We start from the raw sequence: 20,544 nt of genomic DNA, 5'->3' as shown, positions 1-20,544 counted from the left end.
GATTTTATTTCTTTATTTTACGCCGATTAGGCAAGCGTTAACGAAAAAGCCCTGCGATGCAGGGCTTTAATTTTTAGTACCGCCATTAATTACTGACAGCTGCCTTCAGATTTCCAAACTCCCCATTGCCCAGTGGTTCCAGGCTCTTCGCCTTGTGTCCACCAGCGAGCTGAGAACTTACTACCGTTGTAGCTAACAGTGTCACCAGTCAGGTAAATTGCACCAGACTGCCACGCAGAGACGCCATTACAGCCGCCTGTGTTTCCACCGACAGTGACAGTGACAGACTTGGTTTTAACACCTGTTTTTCCTTCGGCATCTTTCACACTCAGACGAATAGTATAAGTACCGCTCTTCTGATAAGTGTAAACAGGGTTTTTCTGCACAGATACACCGCCGTCACCAAAGCTCCAGTCATAAGAGACAACGCCCTTATCGTCTGTTGATTTATCAGTCAGGGTCACAGTAAGGTCACTTGCTGTCACACCAAAGTCAGCAATGGGAGCGCTGCCACCCGAGCCGTTACAAACAGACAGTTTCTTCCATACATTGGTATAAACATCTGGCTGAGCACCTGTCGACCACCAAGTCGCCTTGTATTTATAGCCTTTGTAGGAGACCTCATCATCTACTTTATAACTAGTAGCAGCAGACCATGGCGCTGCACATGTAGGATCAACCGGTCCACCGATATTCACAACATTTGAAGTGCTACCTTTTTGACCTTTAGTATCTGTGACAGTCAATTCGATAGTGTACTTACCATCGGAAGCATAGGTATGTCGAGGTGTTTCCTGCGTTGATGTATTACCGTCACCAAATTTCCACATAAACGCTGTTATGCCTTTGTCATCCGTTGACTCGTTGACAAAAGATACACTCTTACCATTAACAGTGGCAGTGAATTTAGCCACTGGCTTCTGATCAATATCACCTTCACAGAGCAAGCCCAGTTTTGTCAGGGCATCTTTCGCTTTAACAATACCATAGCCAAACTGGTTATCGCGTCCTGCCGCACCTCTGTCCTGTGCTGTCTCGTTCATCGCTTGACGAACTTTGTCAGCACTACACGAGGGGTAATAACTCCAAATCAATGCGGCAACACCCGAAACGTGAGGAGTAGCCATTGAGGTTCCGCTCAGTGCGCGATAACCACCATTGATATACGTTGAATTCACACCCACACCCGGCGCGGCAATTTCCACCTGGTCGTTATACTGTGAAAAACTGGCTTTATTACCTGAACTATCGACTGCAGCAACAGAAACAACATCATTGTAAGAGGCAGGATAAGACTTGGTTGAGTTGCCATCGTTACCCGCTGCAGCGATGCTCAGTACACCTCTTGACTTGGCGTTTGCAAATGCCTGACGCTCGGCGTTAGATGAACCACCACCGCCCAGACTCATGCTGATCACGTTAGAGCCTGCATTCACACACTGGTTAACCGCAGCAACTAAGTCAGAGCCGTAAGCCCAGCTGCCGGAATCGTCGAAGACTTTAACAATATGCAAGCCCAGCAAGCCAGACGGGTTAACACCTACGACACCGCGGTTGTTACCACCAAGTCCAGCGATAGTTCCCGCAACGTGAGTACCGTGACCGTTACCGTCCTGGAACCAGTTACCAGTATCATTGCTACCGTAACCATCATCGCCAGTAATACCAGTATTAGGAAGGTCTTCATGTCCACGCTCATATCCCGTGTCCATGATACAAACCTTACGGTTTCCAGACATGCTGTCAGATACCTGATCGGCCTGCACCATACCTATGCCATACGGCTCGCTCTCAGCCATCAGGTAACGCTTGGGGTCAACCTCCACAAAGGCGACGTTGGGATTGGCATCCAATGCTGCTTTCTGATCGGCATCCAACATCAGCGCCATGGCGTTAACGCTTGGCAACGAACGGATCACCTCAGCATCGACTGTAAGTGCCGTCTGATTTAACAATTCTATTTTGGCCAGTTCCAGCGCTTCAGGACTAACGTTCTGTGCTGTCAGCGCACTGAAGTGCGTGTCATTTAGTTGAACAATAAATCGCTGAGGTTCTGTACCCGGGCTCTGTTGGGTCTCCGCCTGAATGGAGGACGCCAGCAGAGAGAGTGCAAAGGCACCTGCATAAGCAGCAGGTTTTATCATTGACGTTTTCATAACATTCCTGTTTATACAATCCTAGAATAAATCAGCTAAATCGAACATAAACTCATTAAATACATGAGCTTAAATTGGGTGCTACCCACGATGATGGCGCCCTCATCGTTAACAATCTTCTAACAAACCAAGCCGACGGATTGCAAGGTTATTTTTTATACAAAAAAAACCTTTTTTCAGGATAAAATACTAGATAAAAAAATGTAAAGAATAATAGACGAAGATAGTTACAGTGAAGAATGATTTTAAGGCCTTAATATATATAGGCTGAATTCATATATCGCTACTTATGTGTAAACTTTTCACAACACCTTCATATAGCTTTTAATGCATAAGTTATAACTAAAATATTTTCATTATTATCAGTGCTTTATCTATATAGAACACATATTAGTGATAGGAAATAACGGTGCAGACAATGAGTATGCGATACAAAGCAGGTTGACATTTTTCTCTTCACAAGAAAACGTTTAACAACTCGCTTATCAATTCGGTTTATCTGAAAGTGTCGATATTTTTAGGTCAATCTAGATTCTCAACACTGAATCAACATCCCTCACAGATACCAAATACGCTGTACTCCAGATGATTATGCTGCGGGTATAAACCCTCGAGTCATTTTTACTTCATGGACACGATTTAACTGACTTTTGTTAAATGTTTACAGCACTAAGTGATTGCAGAAACTCAACTCATTATCGTCATATCAGCACAATGAGAGGGGCAACACGCGCGAAATACTGTGCAGTGTTACAGCTAACAATTGGTTACATTTATGGCGGATATCAGTGTTTTTATCTTGTTGACAGCCGCCGAGTGTTTGGACAAAAATCCGCCAAAATTTGCAGGGTGGTAATCATGAAATCGACCGACAAAATCACACTGGGCTGGAGAGAGTGGGTAACACTACCCGACCTGAATCTTTCTCGTATCAAGGCCAAAGTAGATACTGGCGCAAGGACATCCTGCCTCCATGCAACAAACATTGAGACCTTCTGCCGTGACGATGAGCTATGGGTAAAATTCGATACTAATCCGAGCCAAAAAGGTGAGGGAGAATCCTTGCGATGTGAGGCGAAAGTGAAAGCTGCCCGTAAGGTGAAAGACTCCGGCGGTCATCAAACTGAACGATATGTAATTGAGACCACCTTGGTTGCTGGGAAACTGACTTCTGTGATTGAAATGACGTTGATCTCACGTGCCAAAATGAAATTCAAAATGTTATTGGGCCGGACGGCAATGTCCGGGATGTGCACAGTCGACCCTGAAGCCTCGTTTCTTCTGGGCGTTACAAAGGATAGATGATGAAAATCGGCATTCTCTCGCGCAACAAAGATCTGTATTCGACACGTCGTCTTATCGAAGCCTGTGAGCAACGTGGTCATGAGTTCAAGATCATCGATGCACTGCGTTGTTACATGAACATCAATTCTACTCAGCCATCAGTCCACTTACGTGGCGAGGATCTGGTTGACTTTGATGCCATTATCCCGCGTATCGGTGCATCCGTGACATTTTATGGCTGTGCCGTGTTACGTCAATTCGAAATGATGGGCGTTTTCCCACTTAACGAGTCTGTTGCAATCACTCGTTCCAGAGACAAACTGAGGTCGCTGCAGCTGTTATCACGGGAGAATATAGGCATGCCTGTTACCGGCTTTGCCAGTAAACCGGGAGACATTAAGGACCTGTTGCAAATGGTCGGAGGTACTCCAGTGGTTATTAAACTGCTTGAAGGCACACAAGGGATTGGGGTCGTGCTGGCCGAGACGACAAAAGCGGCAGAGAGTGTTATCGAAGCTTTTATGGGATTAAAAGCGAACATCATGGTACAGGAATATATAAAAGAAGCTGGCGGTGCTGATATTCGTTGCTTTGTCATTGGCGATAAAGTCATAGCTGCAATGAAACGGCAGGCACAGCCCGGTGAGTTTCGCTCCAACCTTCACAGAGGAGGATCAGCATCACTGGTTAAGATCACGCCGGAAGAACGAAAAACGGCGGTGAAAGCGGCAAGAGCGATGGGCCTAAGAGTCGCAGGCGTAGATCTTCTGCGTTCGGAACGAGGCCCTCTGGTTATGGAGGTAAACTCCTCACCAGGCTTGGAAGGAATAGAGTCTGCAACCGGTAAAGATGTCGCAGGCATGATCATTGATTATATTGAAAAAACGGCAAAACCTCAGAGGACAGCTACACGTGCCAAAGGCTAAACACTCAAGCTTTAACATTGCAAACATAGATGTATTACCCGGAACCAGAGCAAGTGTCGAATTAGAGGCCGCCCGCCTTTATACACATTCTCCGCTGGGCGTGAATATTGAGGTATTGCATGGTAACAAACCGGGACCCGTGTTGATGGTCAATGCTGCCATCCACGGCGATGAATTAAATGGCGTCGAGGTTGTTCGTCAGCTACTGGAAACGATCGATCCGAAAAAACTCAAGGGTACACTGATTGCCGTTCCGGTCGTCAATGTTTTTGGTTTTATTCATAAATCCAGATACTTGCCAGACCGTCGGGACCTCAATCGCTGTTTCCCCGGCGCAGAGCGTGGTTCAATTGCTGGTCGTCTGGCCTACCAGTTTTTCAGCCAGGTGGTGAGTCGAACCACTCACATTGTTGACCTTCATACCGCGGCTATACACCGTACTAATTTGCCTCAAATAAGGGCGAATTTATCGAACAAAGCGGCGGAAGAAATGGCGACAGCATTTGGTACACCCGTTGTCGTTGACGCAGCGTTGAGAGAAGGCTCACTCAGGGCCGAAGCGGAAAAAATTGGTATCCCAGTGATAACCTATGAGGCGGGAGAGGCACTCAGGTTTGAACCTTATGCTATTACTGCAGGTGTTAAGGGGGTCAAACGGGTGATGCGTCATTTAGGCATGATACGTTCTAATAAGCGTAAGAAGTTTGTTGAGCCTGTTGTCGCCAGAGATACAAGATGGCTCAGGGCAGAGTCAGACGGTATTCTGCGCTCTCATATTGGATTGGGTCAACGTGTGAGTAAAAATCAGACCATCGCGACGATAAGCAGTCCCTCTGGCGGTAATGATATCGCTATTATTGCGCCTCAGGGAGGCATAGTAATTGGACAGCAAACGCTACCACTTGTAAATGAAGGTGATGCCATTTTCCATATCGCCTTCTTTGAAGAGCCCGATAAGGTGGTAGCCCAACAGGTTGAGAACTATCTCGATGAGGTTACTGATAGTGACGCAAACGAAATTAACTGGGGCGTAAGCGTAAGCTAGCATCCGACTAATAGGGCAGCTCGTCTCTGTGACAGGCTGCTCTCTCAAAACAAGTAAAACGGATACCGAGCCTTTAAATTTCCCGAGCCTTTGTACTCAGGCTTTTAATAACACACCACCTGAACTTTCTTTTCCCATCAGGTCGTCCGGATTTCTCAATGCGCACTTTTCCAGGGACAAACAGCCACAGCCAATACAAGAGTAGAGGTTTTCACTCAACCTTTGAAGACCCGCGATACGCTGCTCCAGCTCAATCCGCCATATTGCGGCCATTTTGGACCAATCCTCTTTACTGGGTGAACGTTCACGTGGCAGCTCAGACAAAACTCTCTTAATATCTTCAAGAGAAATACCGAGCTGCTGTGCTGTTTTAATAATAGCCACCCTTCGCAGTACAGATGTTGAATAGCGTCGCTGATTTCCAGCATTACGGCTGCTAAAAATTAACCCTTTTTTTTCGTAGAAGTGGAGTGCCGACACTGCAACTCCTGATCTTTTGGCTACCTGCCCGACTGATAATTCCACTGCGTTTATCCCCTGTAGTGCTGGCAACAGTTCATACCCCGGTGCTCGATAGACATACTCGTCAGAGTGTCACTATAAATGCCTTAACTTAAGTTGAGCTTTGAAGTTGCCACGATGCTGGACTGCCCGCCAGTCTCATTTGACTAAAAATCGAGTCACATTCAAAAATAGACCTGAGGTAGCGTTATTAGAATATCGCTGTCACTCACCAAGAAACACGATATCTGCCGCACTTTTTCGATCTGTCGTCTGAAACCAACAAACACCTCTTTACCTAAAGTTAAGTTGAGGTTTTAGAGTAAGTCTCATAGTACTGAACCGGAATGAGAAATATGGCTAATACCTCAATAAAAGCAAGAAGCTACCCTTACTTAACTGGTCAATTATTTGATGGAATAGCAAGCAGTATGCTTATGCTTGCCGTACCTTGGGCAATGTTGTCAGAGCCGGGTAATGGTCCCTTCGTCGCATTGACTGCACTCATTTGTACTGCGATGAGCTTTGTCGCCACTCCCTTCAGTTCAACAATGATTGATCGCTTATCGCGAAAGTCTATTTTACTGGCTACTCAGACGGTCAAAGTGACTGCTGCAATGATTACTTTTCTACTTTTCATTAGTGGTAATGACTCTATCTGGGTACTCGCTGTGTTTCAGATCGTGTTTTGGGTGGTTAATGATGTTGCATGGGTAAATCACAACGCTTTCATCCAAGAGAACTACCAGACTCAAGAATACCCGATAATCTCTGGGCACAGAGAGGTAGTCATGCAGGGAACCAGCCTCACGGCAGGCATGTTGGGCATATTGCTCTTGGAGAGCTGGACCATCATTGAATTTTCTGCCGTTGCTTCCCTGTTATCTATCATTGCACTCACTAGCTATTGGCAAACACCTTACCAGCAAAAAATAAGACGATCGTCACGGCAGGCTTTCTTTTCACAACTACTGGAAAGCAAAAACATACTCAAATCAGCGCCGGGTTTCTTCGCTTTTGTTGCACTCTCAAGCCTCTCTTATCCAGTGCTGACATTTCTCGTACGACTGGTACCTATTTATCTGGCTGAGCTTGGTGTTGACGGGGCATGGTTTGCCTCATGGAATATGGCATTTGCGATAGGCGGGTTGCTGATGGGGTTCTCAGTCAACATGCTGCTGAAACGTATCGACCATCAAAACGCGATGATAGTGTCAGTGTTGGTCATCTCAACCTTACTCTTAATGATTAGCACCTTGTTATCACCGCTGATACTGGTCGCATTTACCGTTGGCATCGGCTTCTTCAATGCCTTTAATCGGATAGCAAGAACAAATCTACTTCACGTCAGTATTCCGATAAAAATGAGGGGGCGTGTCGACGGCGGTCTGAAACTTTTTACGACGACGGCACAAAGCATTAGTTACGTGGTCATTGCTTTACTGAGTAGTTACGACATGACTCAATCTGGATTCATGATGGCTGGTTTAATCATGTTATTAGCCGGACTCGCCATGATATCCCTTAAGAAAAAACCTGCATCCACAGTGACATCTTTTACATAAGAATTGAAATAACACTAATGACAAGGAATAAGTGATGAAAATATTATCATTTGGCGCAACAAACAGTCGCAATTCAATCAATAAACAACTTGCTCACTACACAGCCAGCCTTGTCGGCAACGCTGACATTGACCTTATCGACCTCAACGATTTTGAGATGCCAATTTACAGTATTGATCGAGAAAATAGCACAGGGATCCCGGAGCCTGCTCACCGCTTTATCGAAAAAATTGCACAGGCTGATGCCGTTATAGTGTCTTTCGCCGAATACAATGGCACCTATACCTCTGCCTATAAGAATATATATGATTGGGCGTCGAGAGTAGAAGGTAAAGTCTTTCAGGGAAAACCTGTCATTTTCCTATCGACCTCTCCCGGAGCTGCCGGTGCGAGAAGTGTTCTAGACTTCGCGGTCGAATCAGCAGCGTATATCGGCGCCGACCTTAAAGCCAGTTTGTCTGTTGGTAAGTTCTATGACGTGTTTGATACTGACACTGGCAAGGTAAAAGATCCTGCACTGAGGGCGAACTTGAAGCAGGTCGTTGCAACACTGAATGTTCGCTAACTTAATTACCGGAAAATCTCACTTTTTAACAATATTATTTTTTACCAATCTTACATCTGGAGCAAGCAAGCGTCTGACAATTTAGCCATCATCTTTTGAGACTGGCCGGATATTCAATATCCGGCTAATCAAAACAATGTTGTTTAAAGACAGGATGTCTGAATGCACCAAGCTCCCTCGACGCCGTGGACACTGTATCGGTCAAGCATCTCTTATTTCAGTGGAAAAGTTGAAGCGTATCTTAGATACAAACAGATACCGTTCACCTACAAAGATATCGATTATTGTACACTGAACAAAATCTATATGAACACAGGGTTCAAGAAGATGCCAGCCCTTGAAGCAGAGGATGGACGCTGGTTGTTTGATTCCACTCCTATGATCCATTGGTTAGAACAATGCTACGGTGGCTCTCCCATCTACCCCAGCGATCCTGCACTCCGGTTTCTGGCTATTTTGATTGAAGACTACGGAGATGAATGGCTTTGGCGACCTGCAATGTGGTGGCGCTGGGTACCTGAAACAAGCAGGCGAGCACTGGGTTGGACAATCGCTACTGAGATCATTCACCCTTGGCTTGGTCGCCCCGCGGGTTGGTGGTTTGCCAAACGCCAACAAAATGAATGGTTGTGGAAGGATGGCGTCAACAAACACAATAGCAATGATGTCAAAGAGATGTTGTTTCGGGAGTTTGAGTTTCTCGAACCTCTGCTAGAGGAACAGCCCTTCATCCTTGGCAGTCATCCAAGTATTGCTGACTACGGGTACTTTGCCTCTATGTTCCGTCATTTTGGTAATGACCCAGTCTCAGCCGAAACCATGCGTATTCACGCACCCAACACCTATGAGTGGCTGTCCAGAATGTGGAATGCCAAACCGGAAAAACTACCCAAAAGCCAATCATGGATAAAGCCGGAGCAGCCGTATTGGAAGCCACTTTTAGACAGAATAGGTAACGACTACCTACCCTATCTCAAGCAAAATGCAGATGCGTTTGCTGCTGGTAAACGTCGGTTTGACTTTGTCGGTAGAAACCTGCGCTTTCCATCAACGAAAACGACCCGTTATCGGGTATGGTGCTATAGCCAGCTTCAAAAGGCATTCAATCAATTGACAGAACAAGAAAAGGCAACAGTGATTGAGATGTTTTCTGGTATTGAGGGGTTTACATCGTTTATCCGCGAAGCACGGATAGAGACCAATATGGATGATGATTTTGCGCTTCCGCGATACCCAAAAAACAAAAAGCGAGCAAGGTTCTCTTTATTTGTTTGGCTATTTGGGCAACCCAGAAATTAGTTCACACTACCCAGAACATACGCTATTTTTCGGTTGTCATGACGTTGCATTAAGAGGTTTCTGTTTTGCGGAGTGTTCTCTTTCTAACGATACTGCTCACTATTACATACATCTTTTCACCAAGTATTTCGTATGCTTGTAATTCCAGTGAGAGCCAATGCGTCTCCATCGATTTTAGTGATGGAAAAACAACGAAACGTTTCACCAGCAAGGTGAAGGGTTATCAATACATAGATTTTGAGTTTTATGCTTCAGCAGGCCAGATACTGTATGTTGATTTAAACGATGATATCGAGGGGAATAAAAACACCCTTGATGTACTGCTTTTTCATCGAGCGTTCAATCACTCTGTTCACCTGCCAAGCCAAATGGACACGGGGTTTTCGATGAGCTTAAACGGCACATATATCCTCCGCATTCTTCAGATGAGAACTTTTGCAAGACGCGGCCATACCAACGCCTTCGTCCTCACTTTGACACTCAACTAAATGCTTCGCTGGCTTACTTCGATACGACCTATCTACAGTTGTTTACCTGACAAGCATTATCAGGTGACTCCAGGAGAATCTGGCTCTTGCCTACTTGTTAGGCCTCAGTTTGCACAATAGAGAAGCTATTTTGATTGCAATCAACAACGTGAGTCATTAAACCTCCCCAAGCTTGTTTTTCAGGTGCCCCTGTAAAAGTAACGCCTTTTCCCTTGGAAACGAGATAAAATTCATTTATATCGTCTACTTCAAGACTGAACCCCAAGTATCTGCCACATTCAAACTCTCCCTTTTCCTCTAACTCTAAGAGAATTTGGACATTTTCGAGTTGGTAGCCAATAAAGCCCTCTGTCTCTGAACCGAACAGTTTATTCATACCTAACATGTTCGAATAGAAAAGCTCTGAATTCTTCAGGTTCTCACAGGGGATTCTTAGCGTCGAGAGTTTCATGCTATATCCAATTCTCCGATGGCCTAACCGTGTATTAGCGTGCATTTCGGGTTAAGCCGAAAATGAAAATGTAAAAAACACGATTGCAAGCTGATTTTTTATTAATAAAGTCATGAGGTTAACAGGTGAAATTATTAATGTCTAAGTGAAATTCATTTGTAGAAAACGAGCATTTAGATATCCGAGCCTAAGATGGCACGATATGTAAAATTAAAATTCCAATATAATCAGTTTTTTATTATTTTTTCCTACTTATTCGAGCCAAAATAGAGATTACATAACGTGCCATTTTTTTTACGTTTTTTGAGATTTTTGAGATTTTTGAGATTTTTGAGATTTTTAATGAAAAGCGTCATCCGAACGAAATGAGAAACTTTGTGATAGAGCGATTTCTTAATCATTTAGCAGTTAATCGTCAAGTTAGCGCTGCAACTCAAAATCAAGCTTTATGCGCCACACTCGATAGTAGAATCAGCAGCGTTGATTACCTCATTTCCGTTCTCCTACGATTCGTTGTTCGCTCATCAAAAGCTATGACGTATCGGTTGCTGATACCGTGTCAGAGTCAAGAAAGTAGACTTAATACCAAATTCAAATAGGGTTGGGAATCGAGAGCAGATATCGATAGGTGCCTTAAGAAATTCTTTCATAAGAAATAAAGCGATATCACTCAGATACCGCTTTGCGTTAAGAATTCATTTAACCTCTTCTCGATGATTGATGGCTATTGCAGATCAAATCTGTCATTAACCATTACCTTATTCCATGCCAATACAAAATCATCGACAAATTTTTGTGTAGCATCGCTGGAAGCATAAAATTCAGACACCGCCCTTAACTCGGCATTTGAACCAAAAATTAGATCGACTGGAGTTGCGGTCCATTTCAGCTTGCCCGTCGCTCTGTCGTGTCCTTCGTACACACCTTCCGCCGACGGGGATTTACTCCACTTTGTCGACATATCAAGGAGGTTCACGAAGAAGTCATTACTGAGCGTACCTGGCTTGTTGGTAAATACACCATGAGCCTGTCCGTGATAATTAGCATTGAGACTTCGCATACCCGCGACTAACACTGCCATTTCTGGCACGGTCAAGGTGAGCAAGTCGGCTTTGTCAACGAGCATTTCCGCAGGAGAGCGATAGCTACTTTTATCGAAGTAGTTTCTGAAACCATCTGCCGTAGGCTCAAGTACTGCAAACGACGCCACATCTGTCATTGCCTGAGATGCATCAGTTCGACCAGCGACAAAAGGCACGCTAACAGTGTAACCTGCATCGCTGGCCGCTTTTTCGATTGCTGCAGCCCCACCAAGTACAATGATGTCTGCCATAGATACTTTGACGGGCGCAGACTGACGATTGAAAGTTTGCTGCACCTTAGATAGGGATGTCAGTACCGTAGCCAATTCTTCGGGATCATTCACCTCCCAATCTTTTTGAGGTTCAAGCATGACTCTGGCACCGTTGGCTCCTCCACGCATGTCTGTACCGCGATAACTCGAGGCAGATGCCCATGCCGCTCTAACCAGTTCGGGCACTGTCAGCCCAGTTGCCAAAATATCGGCTTTTAACTCATTAGCCTGAGCATCGGAGATCATCGGATAGTCAAGATCTGGCACCGGGTCTTGCCATACCAAAACCTCTTGCGGAATTTCACTACCAAGATAACGGGCTCTGGGACCCAAATCGCGATGATTCAACTTAAACCAGGCTTTGGCAAATGCCAGTTGATATGCTTGCGGATCTTTACGAAAACGTTCTGCAATCGCCATGAACGCAGGATCTTTTTTTAGTGCAATATCGGTGGTGAACATGATGGGTGCGTGGCGTTTTGTAGGATCGTGGGCATCGGGCACCAAAAACGCAGCGGCTTTTGACGTGGGAACCCATTGTTTTGCACCAGCAGGACTCTCTGTCAGCTCCCATTCAAAATTGAAAAGGTTGTCGAGGTAATTGGTTGTCCATCGGGTTGGCGTGACTGTCCATGCTCCCTCTAAACCACTGGTGATTGCGTCTCCACCTTTGCCTGTGCCGCACTTACTGATCCAACCCAGCCCCTGTTCTTCGATGCCAGCTGCTGCAGGCTCGGGTCCAACACACCCTTCAGGCTTTTTCGCACCATGTGCCTTACCAAAAGTGTGACCGCCAGCGATTAAAGCCACTATCTCCTCATCATTCATTGCCATTCGACCAAATGACTCCCGAATATCCGCCGCCGCAGCCAATGGATCGGGATTTCCACCGGGTCCCTCAGGATTGACATAAATCAATCCCATTTGAACTGCAGCAAGTGGTCCTTTTAACTTGCCTTTGCTATCACGTCTTTCGTCTGCTAAGAACACCGATTCCGGCCCCCAATAGACGAAATCGGGTTCCCAGTCATCGGTGCGTCCTCCTGCAAAACCAAACGTTTTAAAACCCATGTTTTCGAGGGCAACATTGCCCGTCAATGCCATCAGGTCACCCCAAGACAAGCTGCTTCCATATTTTTGTTTGACCGGCCAGAGTAATCTCCGTGCCTTGTCTAAATTGCCGTTATCTGGCCAGCTATTAAGTGGATCGAACCGTTGTTGGCCTCCGCCAGTCCCCCCGCGTCCATCATGCACACGGTAGGTACCCGCAGCATGCCATGCCATCCGGATGAAGAAAGGCCCATAATTTCCATAGTCTGCTGGCCACCAGTCCTGAGACGTAGTGAGTACTTGATTAATATCTTGCTTTACTTGCTTGACATTAAGCCTGTTAAATGCGTCTGCGTAGTTGAAGGCGGCTCCCATTGGATTGGATTCCCCGCCATGATCACGCAGTGGGCTGAGATTAAGTTGTTTAGGCCACCAGAACTGATTTGTTTTGGCTTCGCCAGCGAGAGCGCCGCCTGTTATTAAACATCCTGAAATAGCAATTGCGATAAGTGTTTTACTAGACATTGAATTGCTCCTTTACCCTGTTTTTAATTGTCAACATGCATAATTTGCAGTTTATGGAATATGATCATCAAAAAGTTAAAGCGATTTAATACAAACTATTAACTTAAACAATGAATAATCATTTAAACAGTGGGGAAATAAAAACAAATATTGTCTTTTATGTAAGTGTTCAAAAATAAAATCTATTGGATGAACACATCGATCCCTATGAATATTTCACATCCGAAAAAGACGATTAGTTATATCTTCTTTCTTACCTCCTTAATATAAAAATTTATAGTACTTTCGTGTTATCCAGTGTTTTGAAAAATGCCTCGATATCTTCTACCTCACTCTTAGTCAACCTAATACCAAGTTGGTGCCAAGCCGTATCCTCAATTGCCTGGTCAAGTCTCTCTACCGCTCCATCATGAAAGTAGGGAGCGGTTCTAGATACATTTCTTAGGGTGGGAACTTTAAATATAAAGTTATCTGCTGAACTACCGGTTATTTCTGCTCGCCCTTTATCACTTGTATTTGGATATGGATTTACCAATCCCATTTTCACGAATAGTTCACCTCCCAACAATGGTCCGTTATGACAGGCATTACAACCCTTAGTAATGAAGGTAAGCAGTCCGTTTTTTTCTTGGGCACTAATGGCTGAAATATCTCCAGACAAATATTTATCAAATCTGTCTATAGTAATAAGTGTGCGTTGAAATGCAGCAAGCGATTCGAGGATATTATCAAAGTTAAGCGGTTTACTATCTTCTGGATAAGCAGAGATAAATCTGGGTAAATAGCCACTCGCCATTAATTTATCAACTGCCTTTTGTTTTGACGGCAATGCCATTTCATTAGGATTTAAAATAGGGGAACCTGCCTGATTAAATAAATCAGCACTTCGACCATCCCAAAATTGGCTGAACTGAAATCCTGCATTCCAAGTTGTTGGGCTATTTCTTCTACCTAAATTTCCCAAAGCACCTTTGGACGTTGATCGTGGCTCAGTTCCGCCAGTCAAAAGATTGTGGCATGTATTGCAGGACTGTACATTATTTGCCGACAAACGAGGTTCAAAATACAGTGCCCGACCTAACGCGATTCTCTCTTCAGTATCATTCTCACTTCCCGGCATAACACGCGGAAGTGCGCCAAAAAGCTCGTTTGCTAACGCATGAAGCGGCTCTTCAGCGAGCGACGGTGTTGTCCCGTCTATCGCTATAAACAAAACGCTAATTACAATCTTACTTTTCATCATCACAATCCAGAAAAGCAACCATAGCCGTTAATTATTATAGACACAGTTAATGTGTGCCTTACAAACGAATATAACGATAGCATTAATCGAAAAAATAGATTGAAATATAGTTTTTATTCGTTATTTTCGATTGTAAATATACGGAAAATATCACTTTTATTTGAAGATCATGTATTTCAACGAACTCAAAAGATGATTATTTATTAGTTAATAATCTGCTATTTAATAGTTAACAGTCTCATTTATTAGACATTAAATACGAGTTAGATTGAATGTTTTTAAAGGCAGATCAGAGGACGGTAACAACAGCCAGACTCGAGGAGTAAGTCAACGACAGGGGTGACAGATGAGGCTACTGACGTTTCCATTGCAATGCTGGCCCTACTATGGAAACGTATCTATTAGACAGTGAAAACCCGACTCAATTATCGGGTTTTCACTCGTTAATTTTTGACAGATTTTCGCCATAGTTATTCGCGTTTTTGTGTCATTCCAGACATCTTGGTACGACACAAAAAACGCTCTTTATGAACAGACTCTTGGTTTCAAAGGCCGAACCCTTTCAGCCTGTTTGCATGCTGACGATAGATGGTAACGGGATCTGTTTCTAGGAGACTGTGCAGGCCAAAAGTATGGTTAATTTGATCAAGGTGATTCATTTCATAGTCGTCTTTAATCACTTTGCCCAAGCGGCTACTGCAACGCCGAATTAGTCCGTCATTTTCATCACCAGTGATTATGCCTGTTGAAAAGAGAACGATATCAGAGGCATCCAACGCATTTGTTACTTTTTTCGTTCCCGACCAAGAAAAATAATAAACACCGTTTGTCGCTTTTGGTGACTGGTCCTCACAGCCCTTTGGCATACCTTGCGGATATTTTTTATTGAAATCCTCCGCACCAGCTGTGGTTAAGGAACCTAAAGCGCCTAATGCATCCTGCGGTCTATGCTCTTTACCTGACAATATAGAAATTAAGTTGCCCGCCAGTGTCACAGGTAGCGAAAGTAAAAACTCAGTGGTAGAACCTGACTCACCGAGACTGCGAAGAAAATCGGCAAACTCCGATCCCCTGTTGGCACCACCAACACTCGTTACCGAGGCAACCAAATCTGGCCTTACACTCGCTACATAACGCGATGTAGGAGATCCCTGACTGTGACCAATGAGGTTAACTTTCTCTGCACCGCTAAGGGCTAGGATCTCTTTTACTTCAGAAAGTAACTGCTCCCCTCTCGCCTCACTGCTATTGACCGCCGACAACCGAACAACATAAACATCCGCGCCGCCTTTTGTGAGTGATTGAGGGATGTTGAAAAAGTAATCAATCACTGTTATCCGATCAAAGCCAAGAAACCCATGAACCAGGACAATGGGATACTTAGTTTTTGTATAGCCTTGAGCGGATACGTTATTTATGCTGGTCTGCGCATAAAGAGTCGTTGTAAGAAATAACGTAGCGAAGAGCAATAGCAATCTTTTCATCTGAATTTTCTCTATTATCATCACCAGCAATCCTGCTGATATCTATGTAAATGATGTCTTTATTTCTACTAGTATTTACATTAGCTTATGCGAATAAATAGATATGTCTTAATTTAGATACGACATCTCAATGATTATTTAATACTTTCATTAACGTGACATTTACTATTAATAACAGAATGTTAGTGAAGAAATATCGACACCTCGATCAATATGAATATAGATTGAAAAGCTTATTAAGCAAATAAATGCATATGTAATTTCTTACAACTATGTCTCACTCTCAATATTGTTCAGAAGTTGAACTTTTTGGCACTGTTTACTCTCGTTAATCAGCATATGCAGTAGCTCGTCGTTCTGGTCAAGTAACCTGTTCTCACTCATTTCACTCACCACCAAATCGAACACATTTTTAGTGAAGATAATCATAAACATGTGCAAAAACGTGATAACGCTTTTGTTCAATAAATTGATGGCAACGGAGAGGGGCTCAAAAGTTTGTTTCTTTAATGCTGCTATTTATACGTTAAGTAATAAGGAATTATCCGAGAGAAAATTAAGATGGGATTATCGATTTCGATTTGTCTTTTCTCATGAGCTTGAGAATAGGTATCAGTCGAGTCGAACACCTTCACGCGTGTCGTATACGTAAAAGGTTTATATATATTTCCTACACATTTAGCCACCACACATCGAGCAACGCATAGTAAAACGTTGTTTATAATAAAAGACTAGGACTGCTTGTAAACAAACCACAGAGAAGCAGCACAAATACGCCATAGATTACTTCAGCCAACTGTTGTCTGTTTGCCGGATCAGTCAAAACGGATTTGGAAGGTCTGTCATGCTGAGAATTGTAATGAGGGATTCGTTAAATGAAGTACAAACGTTGATGGAAGCAGGGTGAGGAAGTCCGGTAAAATGTGTGTGTCATAATACCGGACAATAGCTTCTATTCGCCTTTTTTCAGCTCTGAAGTGGGTCGAGAATGCGCATAGCTGTTAGGTGACTTCTGTGCCGGATGAGAAGACCATGAACGTGGCGGTCTTGCTGCTGACTTGGCTGGTGATGTCCTTGCTACTGTAGCTCGATTCATTCTAATCTCCCTAAATTTATCTACTCTACGACGCATCCCGTATGGCGCGTTTTTCTGAGAAGATATGTAAACCTCATGTTACGAGGTCATGATTTATAGCTTCCGTTACCTCTATTGCCCAATTCGCTTTCGATTTTTGCGGCCAACTTTACGTAATCAAGTCTTTTATGATGAATTAATATACAAATATGTCGTTATCAGAATCTTACAAAAGCTAATGATTGCGTCAGCTTGCTGTCCGAAACCAATGACACTGATGAGCAAGCACAAAATGCGTTTTGACGAGGGGTTAACCGCACGTTCTCACTCGATTGCGACAAAAGACTATCTCAGTGATTTCTTTACATCTCTGATTGTACCGCTGACATACACAATGCAACTCATATTAGCCGTCGCGCTGCTACATCTGTTTACTGAATAAGTATTCGATCATACGCTGAAGCCAAATGTAACTCTGCTTCAACTATGTGATTAGTTCAATTTTTCATAAAAAAGAAATACTGGATAAACTGGCATAAAAGTTACTCTCAACGTGTCGGGCATTTTATAAGTAAGCCCGACATCTTATTTTGCTTCTTTTATATCTTGCCTTTCGCCCTACTTGTCGATTCCAGCAAAACATAGGTCTCTCAAACGGATGATGGAAGCCCTTACACAAACGGCTACAACGTCACGCAATAATTATCATGCATAGTGTTTGTCATAAAAAAGAAATATTAAATTTATGTCAAAACATATATGATTTTCCATATATAAAACGTGAATCGACGTTAGTAACGTTTGTGTGCAGCAATCAACATGGATTTGAAAGGTTTAACATGGCAATAAAGATCGGTATTAATGGCTTCGGCCGCATGGGAAGACTCACCTTCAGAAATCTATATGATCACGAAGATGTCCAAATAATTCATATTAATGACCCAGCAGGAGATGCACACACTCTGGCGCACCTAGTAAATTTCGACTCTGTTCACGGTAAGTGGACACGGGAAGCAACCAGTCAAGACGATAAAATCCTCATAGATAGTGATTCAATTTCTACCTCGTCGAATGCTGCTATCGCAGATACTGACTGGTCTGGCTGCGACATAGTCATCGAAGCCTCTGGCAAAATGAAAACCCGAGCCTTGCTCAGTCAGTATCTTGAGCAAGGCGTCAAACGCGTTGTCGTTACCGCCCCCGTCAAAGAAGAGGGTGTGTTGAACGTTGTTATGGGCGTCAATCATCATGAATATGATAGTGAACAGCATTCAATCGTCACTGCTGCATCATGCACCACCAACTGTCTCGCACCTGTGGTTAAGGTTATTCATGAGAAGCTGGGTATTCAACATGGCTCAATGACCACGATTCACGATATCACCAACACCCAGACAATTATCGACGCACCACACCCGGATCTGCGACGTGCACGTTCTTGCGGAACCAGTTTAATCCCGACAACAACGGGATCAGCGACAGCCATTACTCATATTTTCCCTGAGCTAAAAGGTCGACTCAATGGCCATGCTGTCAGAGTTCCTCTTACCAACGCTTCCTTAACCGACTGTGTGTTTGAAGTGCAAAGACCCACCACAGAGGCAGAAGTAAACGCTTTTCTCAAAGAAGCCTCCGAGGGAGAGCTTGCTGGTATTCTTGGATACGAAGAACGCCCGTTGGTTTCCGTCGATTACCGTACTGATCCGCGATCAGGCATCATTGATGCGCTCTCAACCATGGTTGTCAACGGCACACAAGTGAAGCTATACGTGTGGTATGACAACGAGTGGGGCTATGCATCGCGAACGGCAGAACTTGCGTTGATGGTAGGTCGTCAGGATCTGGGACAAATGTAAATGGTCAACACATCTCCACTTTCAGCGATATCGCCAAAACTCAGACAGTACCTCATCATTACGGGTAATTACTGGGCATTCACGCTGACTGACGGTGCTCTCAGGATGTTAGTGGTTCTTCACTTTCATGATCTGGGTTATTCACCACTAGAGATAGCTAGCCTCTTTCTTTTTTATGAATTTTTTGGCGTTGTCACCAACTTACTCGGCGGCTGGCTCGGTGCCCGAATAGGCTTAAACCGAACCATGAATATTGGTCTCGGGCTGCAAATTGCCGCACTCTCTATGCTACTCGTGCCGCAAGATTCCCTTACGGTTATATGGGTAATGGCAGCGCAAGCAATATCCGGGATCGCCAAAGATCTGAATAAGATGAGTGCCAAGAGCGCAGTAAAACAGTTAGTACCAGAGAACGCACAGGGTGCGCTTTATCGGTGGATAGCTATTCTTACTGGTTCGAAGAATACGCTCAAAGGCGCAGGTTTTTTTCTTGGCGGTGCGTTACTGACATTACTCGGTTTTTCAGGTGCTGTTTTCGCGATGGCAGCAAGCCTGTCACTGGTCTGGATTGCCAGCCTGTTGTCTCTTCGTGCCGAACTGGGCAAGGCAAAATCCAAGCCTAAATTTTCGGAAATTTTCTCGAAGAGTCAGTCAATCAATGTACTCTCAGCGGCACGAATGGCGCTTTTTGGTGCCAGGGATGTATGGTTTGTCGTCGCTCTACCCGTCTACCTTGCCAGTGAATTCGGTTGGGATCACTGGGGTGTGGGTGGCTTTCTTGCCAGCTGGGTCATTGGGTATGGCTTAGTGCAAACTCAAGCTCCCAAGTTGACGGGGAAACAAAAAAACCTCGTGCCGGGCCACCTCACCATTGCAGGCTGGGCAGGTACATTAGCCGTCATACCACTTGGTATTGCCGTGGCTTTACAAAGCGGCGGATCTCCTGAAGTTGCCGTTCTTGGTGGATTAATGCTGTTTGGCGTACTTTTTGCCGTTAACTCGTCATTGCATAGCTATTTAATTGTGAGCTTCGCAAAAAGTGATGGCGTGTCTTTGGATGTTGGCTTTTACTACATGGCCAACGCTATGGGGAGACTACTGGGAACACTTCTCTCAGGATGGATGTATCAGGCTTACGGCCTTGAGGCATGCTTGTGGACATCTGGCATAATGCTGACAGTAGCAAGTGTCATCTCTCTAAGGCTACCTGCCGAAAAAAGCGTGAGTACGCAGTAATCGTTAAGCGGGCAACATTGTTGTCCGCTTTTTTATTTTAACAATGAATGGTTTATGCAGCGCAGGTTTCTGCTGAAATAGAAACTTCCTCAGCCAATTTGTTCAGCGCACTGACATTGACAATTGGTCCCATCATTTTGATCTTCATCACCACCCCATGTGAAGCTGATATCTCCGCAGCCCTTGATGAGGATTCGTGACACTCATAAGCAAAAGTATTTACAGCGGCACTGAATAGATTGACCTCTTTTCTCCGGACAGATAAGTAGGCGCGCCAGAAAAGAGCATCGAGCACTTCATTTGCATTTTGAGCCCTAACAGCAAATCGCCATGTACTGTCCTCGCCGTAGAAGTCGAGAGGAAATCTAGTCTTTGGGGAAGCTTTTCGTTTCAATTGTCAGTCTCTTTATTTTGCCTAGCCAACTTATTCTGTACTCTTTT

At 44.3% G+C, this 20,544-nt stretch carries 20 protein-coding genes; 11 read left to right on the top strand and 9 right to left on the bottom strand.

The annotated features are described in order from the left end of the window. Nucleotides 1-89: 89 nt before the first annotated feature. The gene (locus tag A8L45_RS05340) at nucleotides 90-2,156 is read right to left on the bottom strand and encodes a S8 family serine peptidase (RefSeq protein ID WP_068899997.1); all 2,067 of its coding nucleotides are present in this window, start codon (nucleotides 2,154-2,156) and stop codon (nucleotides 90-92) included. Between the two features lie 858 nt (nucleotides 2,157-3,014). On the opposite strand from A8L45_RS05340, the gene A8L45_RS05335 reads away from it, so the two are divergent. From A8L45_RS05335 to A8L45_RS05325, 3 genes are read left to right on the top strand one after another with little or no spacing between them, the layout of a single operon-like run. Continuing rightward, entirely contained in the window at nucleotides 3,015-3,461 is a 447-nt protein-coding gene (locus A8L45_RS05335) for an ATP-dependent zinc protease family protein (protein ID WP_068900099.1), read from the top strand. Beyond that, nucleotides 3,461-4,366 carry a 30S ribosomal protein S6--L-glutamate ligase gene (rimK, locus tag A8L45_RS05330; RefSeq protein ID WP_068899995.1) on the top strand — a complete coding sequence of 302 codons (906 nt, stop codon included), beginning with the start codon at nucleotides 3,461-3,463 and terminating at the stop codon, nucleotides 4,364-4,366. Before A8L45_RS05335 ends, rimK begins: the two co-directional genes overlap by 1 nt. After that, nucleotides 4,353-5,411 carry a succinylglutamate desuccinylase/aspartoacylase family protein gene (locus tag A8L45_RS05325; protein ID WP_068899993.1) on the top strand — a complete coding sequence of 353 codons (1,059 nt, stop codon included), beginning with the start codon at nucleotides 4,353-4,355 and terminating at the stop codon, nucleotides 5,409-5,411. Before rimK ends, A8L45_RS05325 begins: the two co-directional genes overlap by 14 nt. Nucleotides 5,412-5,507: 96 nt before the next feature. On the opposite strand, the gene soxR is transcribed toward A8L45_RS05325, so the two are convergent. Continuing rightward, nucleotides 5,508-5,936 (bottom strand): redox-sensitive transcriptional activator SoxR, encoded by a 429-nt coding sequence (gene soxR / locus A8L45_RS05320; RefSeq protein WP_068899991.1) that lies wholly within the window; start codon nucleotides 5,934-5,936, stop codon nucleotides 5,508-5,510. A gap of 332 nt (nucleotides 5,937-6,268) precedes the next feature. On the opposite strand from soxR, the gene A8L45_RS05315 reads away from it, so the two are divergent. The 4 genes from A8L45_RS05315 (at nucleotide 6,269) to A8L45_RS05300 (ending at nucleotide 9,829) form a co-directional block, all read left to right on the top strand. Continuing rightward, complete coding sequence (locus A8L45_RS05315) at nucleotides 6,269-7,477, top strand: MFS transporter (protein WP_068899989.1); 1,209 nt, start codon at nucleotides 6,269-6,271, stop codon at nucleotides 7,475-7,477. Nucleotides 7,478-7,511: 34 nt separating this feature from the next. Next, nucleotides 7,512-8,042, top strand: a complete 531-nt coding sequence (locus tag A8L45_RS05310) for an NADPH-dependent FMN reductase (RefSeq protein ID WP_068899987.1) — start codon at nucleotides 7,512-7,514, stop codon at nucleotides 8,040-8,042. Nucleotides 8,043-8,204: 162 nt separating this feature from the next. After that, nucleotides 8,205-9,341, top strand: a complete 1,137-nt coding sequence (locus A8L45_RS05305; RefSeq protein WP_068899985.1) for a glutathione S-transferase family protein — start codon at nucleotides 8,205-8,207, stop codon at nucleotides 9,339-9,341. Between the two features lie 65 nt (nucleotides 9,342-9,406). After that, nucleotides 9,407-9,829: a hypothetical protein gene (locus A8L45_RS05300; protein WP_139122307.1), complete on the top strand. Its 423-nt coding sequence runs from the start codon at nucleotides 9,407-9,409 to the stop codon at nucleotides 9,827-9,829. Between the two features lie 97 nt (nucleotides 9,830-9,926). On the opposite strand, the gene A8L45_RS05295 is transcribed toward A8L45_RS05300, so the two are convergent. Next, nucleotides 9,927-10,205, bottom strand: coding sequence for a VOC family protein (locus A8L45_RS05295; RefSeq protein WP_245680648.1), 279 nt, complete (start codon nucleotides 10,203-10,205; stop codon nucleotides 9,927-9,929). A 362-nt stretch (nucleotides 10,206-10,567) separates the two neighbouring features. On the opposite strand from A8L45_RS05295, the gene A8L45_RS25475 reads away from it, so the two are divergent. After that, nucleotides 10,568-10,879 carry a phage integrase N-terminal SAM-like domain-containing protein gene (locus A8L45_RS25475; RefSeq protein WP_139122313.1) on the top strand — a complete coding sequence of 104 codons (312 nt, stop codon included), beginning with the start codon at nucleotides 10,568-10,570 and terminating at the stop codon, nucleotides 10,877-10,879. 125 nt (nucleotides 10,880-11,004) lie between these two features. Here A8L45_RS25475 and katG read toward each other — a convergent pair whose 3' ends face one another. The 5 genes from katG to A8L45_RS24425 all read right to left on the bottom strand — a co-directional run bounded on the left by katG (nucleotide 11,005) and on the right by A8L45_RS24425 (nucleotide 17,032). Beyond that, nucleotides 11,005-13,209 (bottom strand): catalase/peroxidase HPI, encoded by a 2,205-nt coding sequence (gene katG / locus A8L45_RS05290; protein ID WP_068899979.1) that lies wholly within the window; start codon nucleotides 13,207-13,209, stop codon nucleotides 11,005-11,007. A gap of 274 nt (nucleotides 13,210-13,483) precedes the next feature. Next, entirely contained in the window at nucleotides 13,484-14,452 is a 969-nt protein-coding gene (locus A8L45_RS05285) for a cytochrome-c peroxidase (protein ID WP_068899977.1), read from the bottom strand. Between the two features lie 545 nt (nucleotides 14,453-14,997). Further along, on the bottom strand, nucleotides 14,998-15,936 hold the full coding sequence (locus A8L45_RS05280) for a lipase family alpha/beta hydrolase (RefSeq protein ID WP_068900097.1): 939 nt from the start codon (nucleotides 15,934-15,936) through the stop codon (nucleotides 14,998-15,000). A 270-nt stretch (nucleotides 15,937-16,206) separates the two neighbouring features. After that, entirely contained in the window at nucleotides 16,207-16,365 is a 159-nt protein-coding gene (locus tag A8L45_RS24430; RefSeq protein WP_175401912.1) for a hypothetical protein, read from the bottom strand. A gap of 523 nt (nucleotides 16,366-16,888) precedes the next feature. After that, a complete protein-coding gene (locus tag A8L45_RS24425; RefSeq protein ID WP_175401911.1) occupies nucleotides 16,889-17,032 on the bottom strand; it encodes a hypothetical protein in 144 nt (47 codons plus the stop codon). 256 nt (nucleotides 17,033-17,288) lie between these two features. On the opposite strand from A8L45_RS24425, the gene A8L45_RS24420 reads away from it, so the two are divergent. The 3 genes from A8L45_RS24420 (at nucleotide 17,289) to arsJ (ending at nucleotide 20,103) form a co-directional block, all read left to right on the top strand. Then, nucleotides 17,289-17,453, top strand: coding sequence for a hypothetical protein (locus A8L45_RS24420; protein WP_175401910.1), 165 nt, complete (start codon nucleotides 17,289-17,291; stop codon nucleotides 17,451-17,453). Between the two features lie 397 nt (nucleotides 17,454-17,850). Further along, the gene (locus A8L45_RS05275; RefSeq protein ID WP_068899975.1) at nucleotides 17,851-18,867 is read left to right on the top strand and encodes an ArsJ-associated glyceraldehyde-3-phosphate dehydrogenase; all 1,017 of its coding nucleotides are present in this window, start codon (nucleotides 17,851-17,853) and stop codon (nucleotides 18,865-18,867) included. Next, nucleotides 18,868-20,103, top strand: a complete 1,236-nt coding sequence (arsJ, locus tag A8L45_RS05270) for an organoarsenical effux MFS transporter ArsJ (protein WP_068899973.1) — start codon at nucleotides 18,868-18,870, stop codon at nucleotides 20,101-20,103. It abuts the gene before it with no gap. A 52-nt stretch (nucleotides 20,104-20,155) separates the two neighbouring features. On the opposite strand, the gene A8L45_RS05265 is transcribed toward arsJ, so the two are convergent. Next, nucleotides 20,156-20,497 (bottom strand): hypothetical protein, encoded by a 342-nt coding sequence (locus A8L45_RS05265; RefSeq protein WP_068899971.1) that lies wholly within the window; start codon nucleotides 20,495-20,497, stop codon nucleotides 20,156-20,158. Nucleotides 20,498-20,544 lie beyond the last annotated feature (47 nt).

Source organism: Veronia pacifica, from assembly GCF_001707825.1.
In the GTDB taxonomy this organism is placed as follows: Bacteria; Pseudomonadota; Gammaproteobacteria; order Enterobacterales; family Vibrionaceae; genus Veronia; species Veronia pacifica.
Note: the sequence above shows the minus strand (reverse complement) of the source record. Positions and strands in the feature narration are given on the sequence as shown.

What these genes read in the sequence shown, in the direction of transcription:
- A8L45_RS05340 (WP_068899997.1), bottom strand. Translation starts at nt 2,156, where the DNA reads ATGAAAACGTCAATGATAAAACCTGCTGCTTATGCAGGTGCCTTTGCA.
- A8L45_RS05335 (WP_068900099.1), top strand. Translation starts at nt 3,015, where the DNA reads ATGAAATCGACCGACAAAATCACACTGGGCTGGAGAGAGTGGGTAACA.
- rimK (WP_068899995.1), top strand. Translation starts at nt 3,461, where the DNA reads ATGAAAATCGGCATTCTCTCGCGCAACAAAGATCTGTATTCGACACGT.
- A8L45_RS05315 (WP_068899989.1), top strand. Translation starts at nt 6,269, where the DNA reads ATGGCTAATACCTCAATAAAAGCAAGAAGCTACCCTTACTTAACTGGT.
- A8L45_RS05310 (WP_068899987.1), top strand. Translation starts at nt 7,512, where the DNA reads ATGAAAATATTATCATTTGGCGCAACAAACAGTCGCAATTCAATCAAT.
- A8L45_RS05305 (WP_068899985.1), top strand. Translation starts at nt 8,205, where the DNA reads ATGCACCAAGCTCCCTCGACGCCGTGGACACTGTATCGGTCAAGCATC.
- A8L45_RS05295 (WP_245680648.1), bottom strand. Translation starts at nt 10,205, where the DNA reads ATGAATAAACTGTTCGGTTCAGAGACAGAGGGCTTTATTGGCTACCAA.
- katG (WP_068899979.1), bottom strand. Translation starts at nt 13,209, where the DNA reads ATGTCTAGTAAAACACTTATCGCAATTGCTATTTCAGGATGTTTAATA.
- A8L45_RS05285 (WP_068899977.1), bottom strand. Translation starts at nt 14,452, where the DNA reads ATGATGAAAAGTAAGATTGTAATTAGCGTTTTGTTTATAGCGATAGAC.
- A8L45_RS05280 (WP_068900097.1), bottom strand. Translation starts at nt 15,936, where the DNA reads ATGAAAAGATTGCTATTGCTCTTCGCTACGTTATTTCTTACAACGACT.
- A8L45_RS24430 (WP_175401912.1), bottom strand. Translation starts at nt 16,365, where the DNA reads ATGATTATCTTCACTAAAAATGTGTTCGATTTGGTGGTGAGTGAAATG.
- A8L45_RS24425 (WP_175401911.1), bottom strand. Translation starts at nt 17,032, where the DNA reads ATGAATCGAGCTACAGTAGCAAGGACATCACCAGCCAAGTCAGCAGCA.
- A8L45_RS24420 (WP_175401910.1), top strand. Translation starts at nt 17,289, where the DNA reads ATGAGCAAGCACAAAATGCGTTTTGACGAGGGGTTAACCGCACGTTCT.
- A8L45_RS05275 (WP_068899975.1), top strand. Translation starts at nt 17,851, where the DNA reads ATGGCAATAAAGATCGGTATTAATGGCTTCGGCCGCATGGGAAGACTC.
- arsJ (WP_068899973.1), top strand. Translation starts at nt 18,868, where the DNA reads ATGGTCAACACATCTCCACTTTCAGCGATATCGCCAAAACTCAGACAG.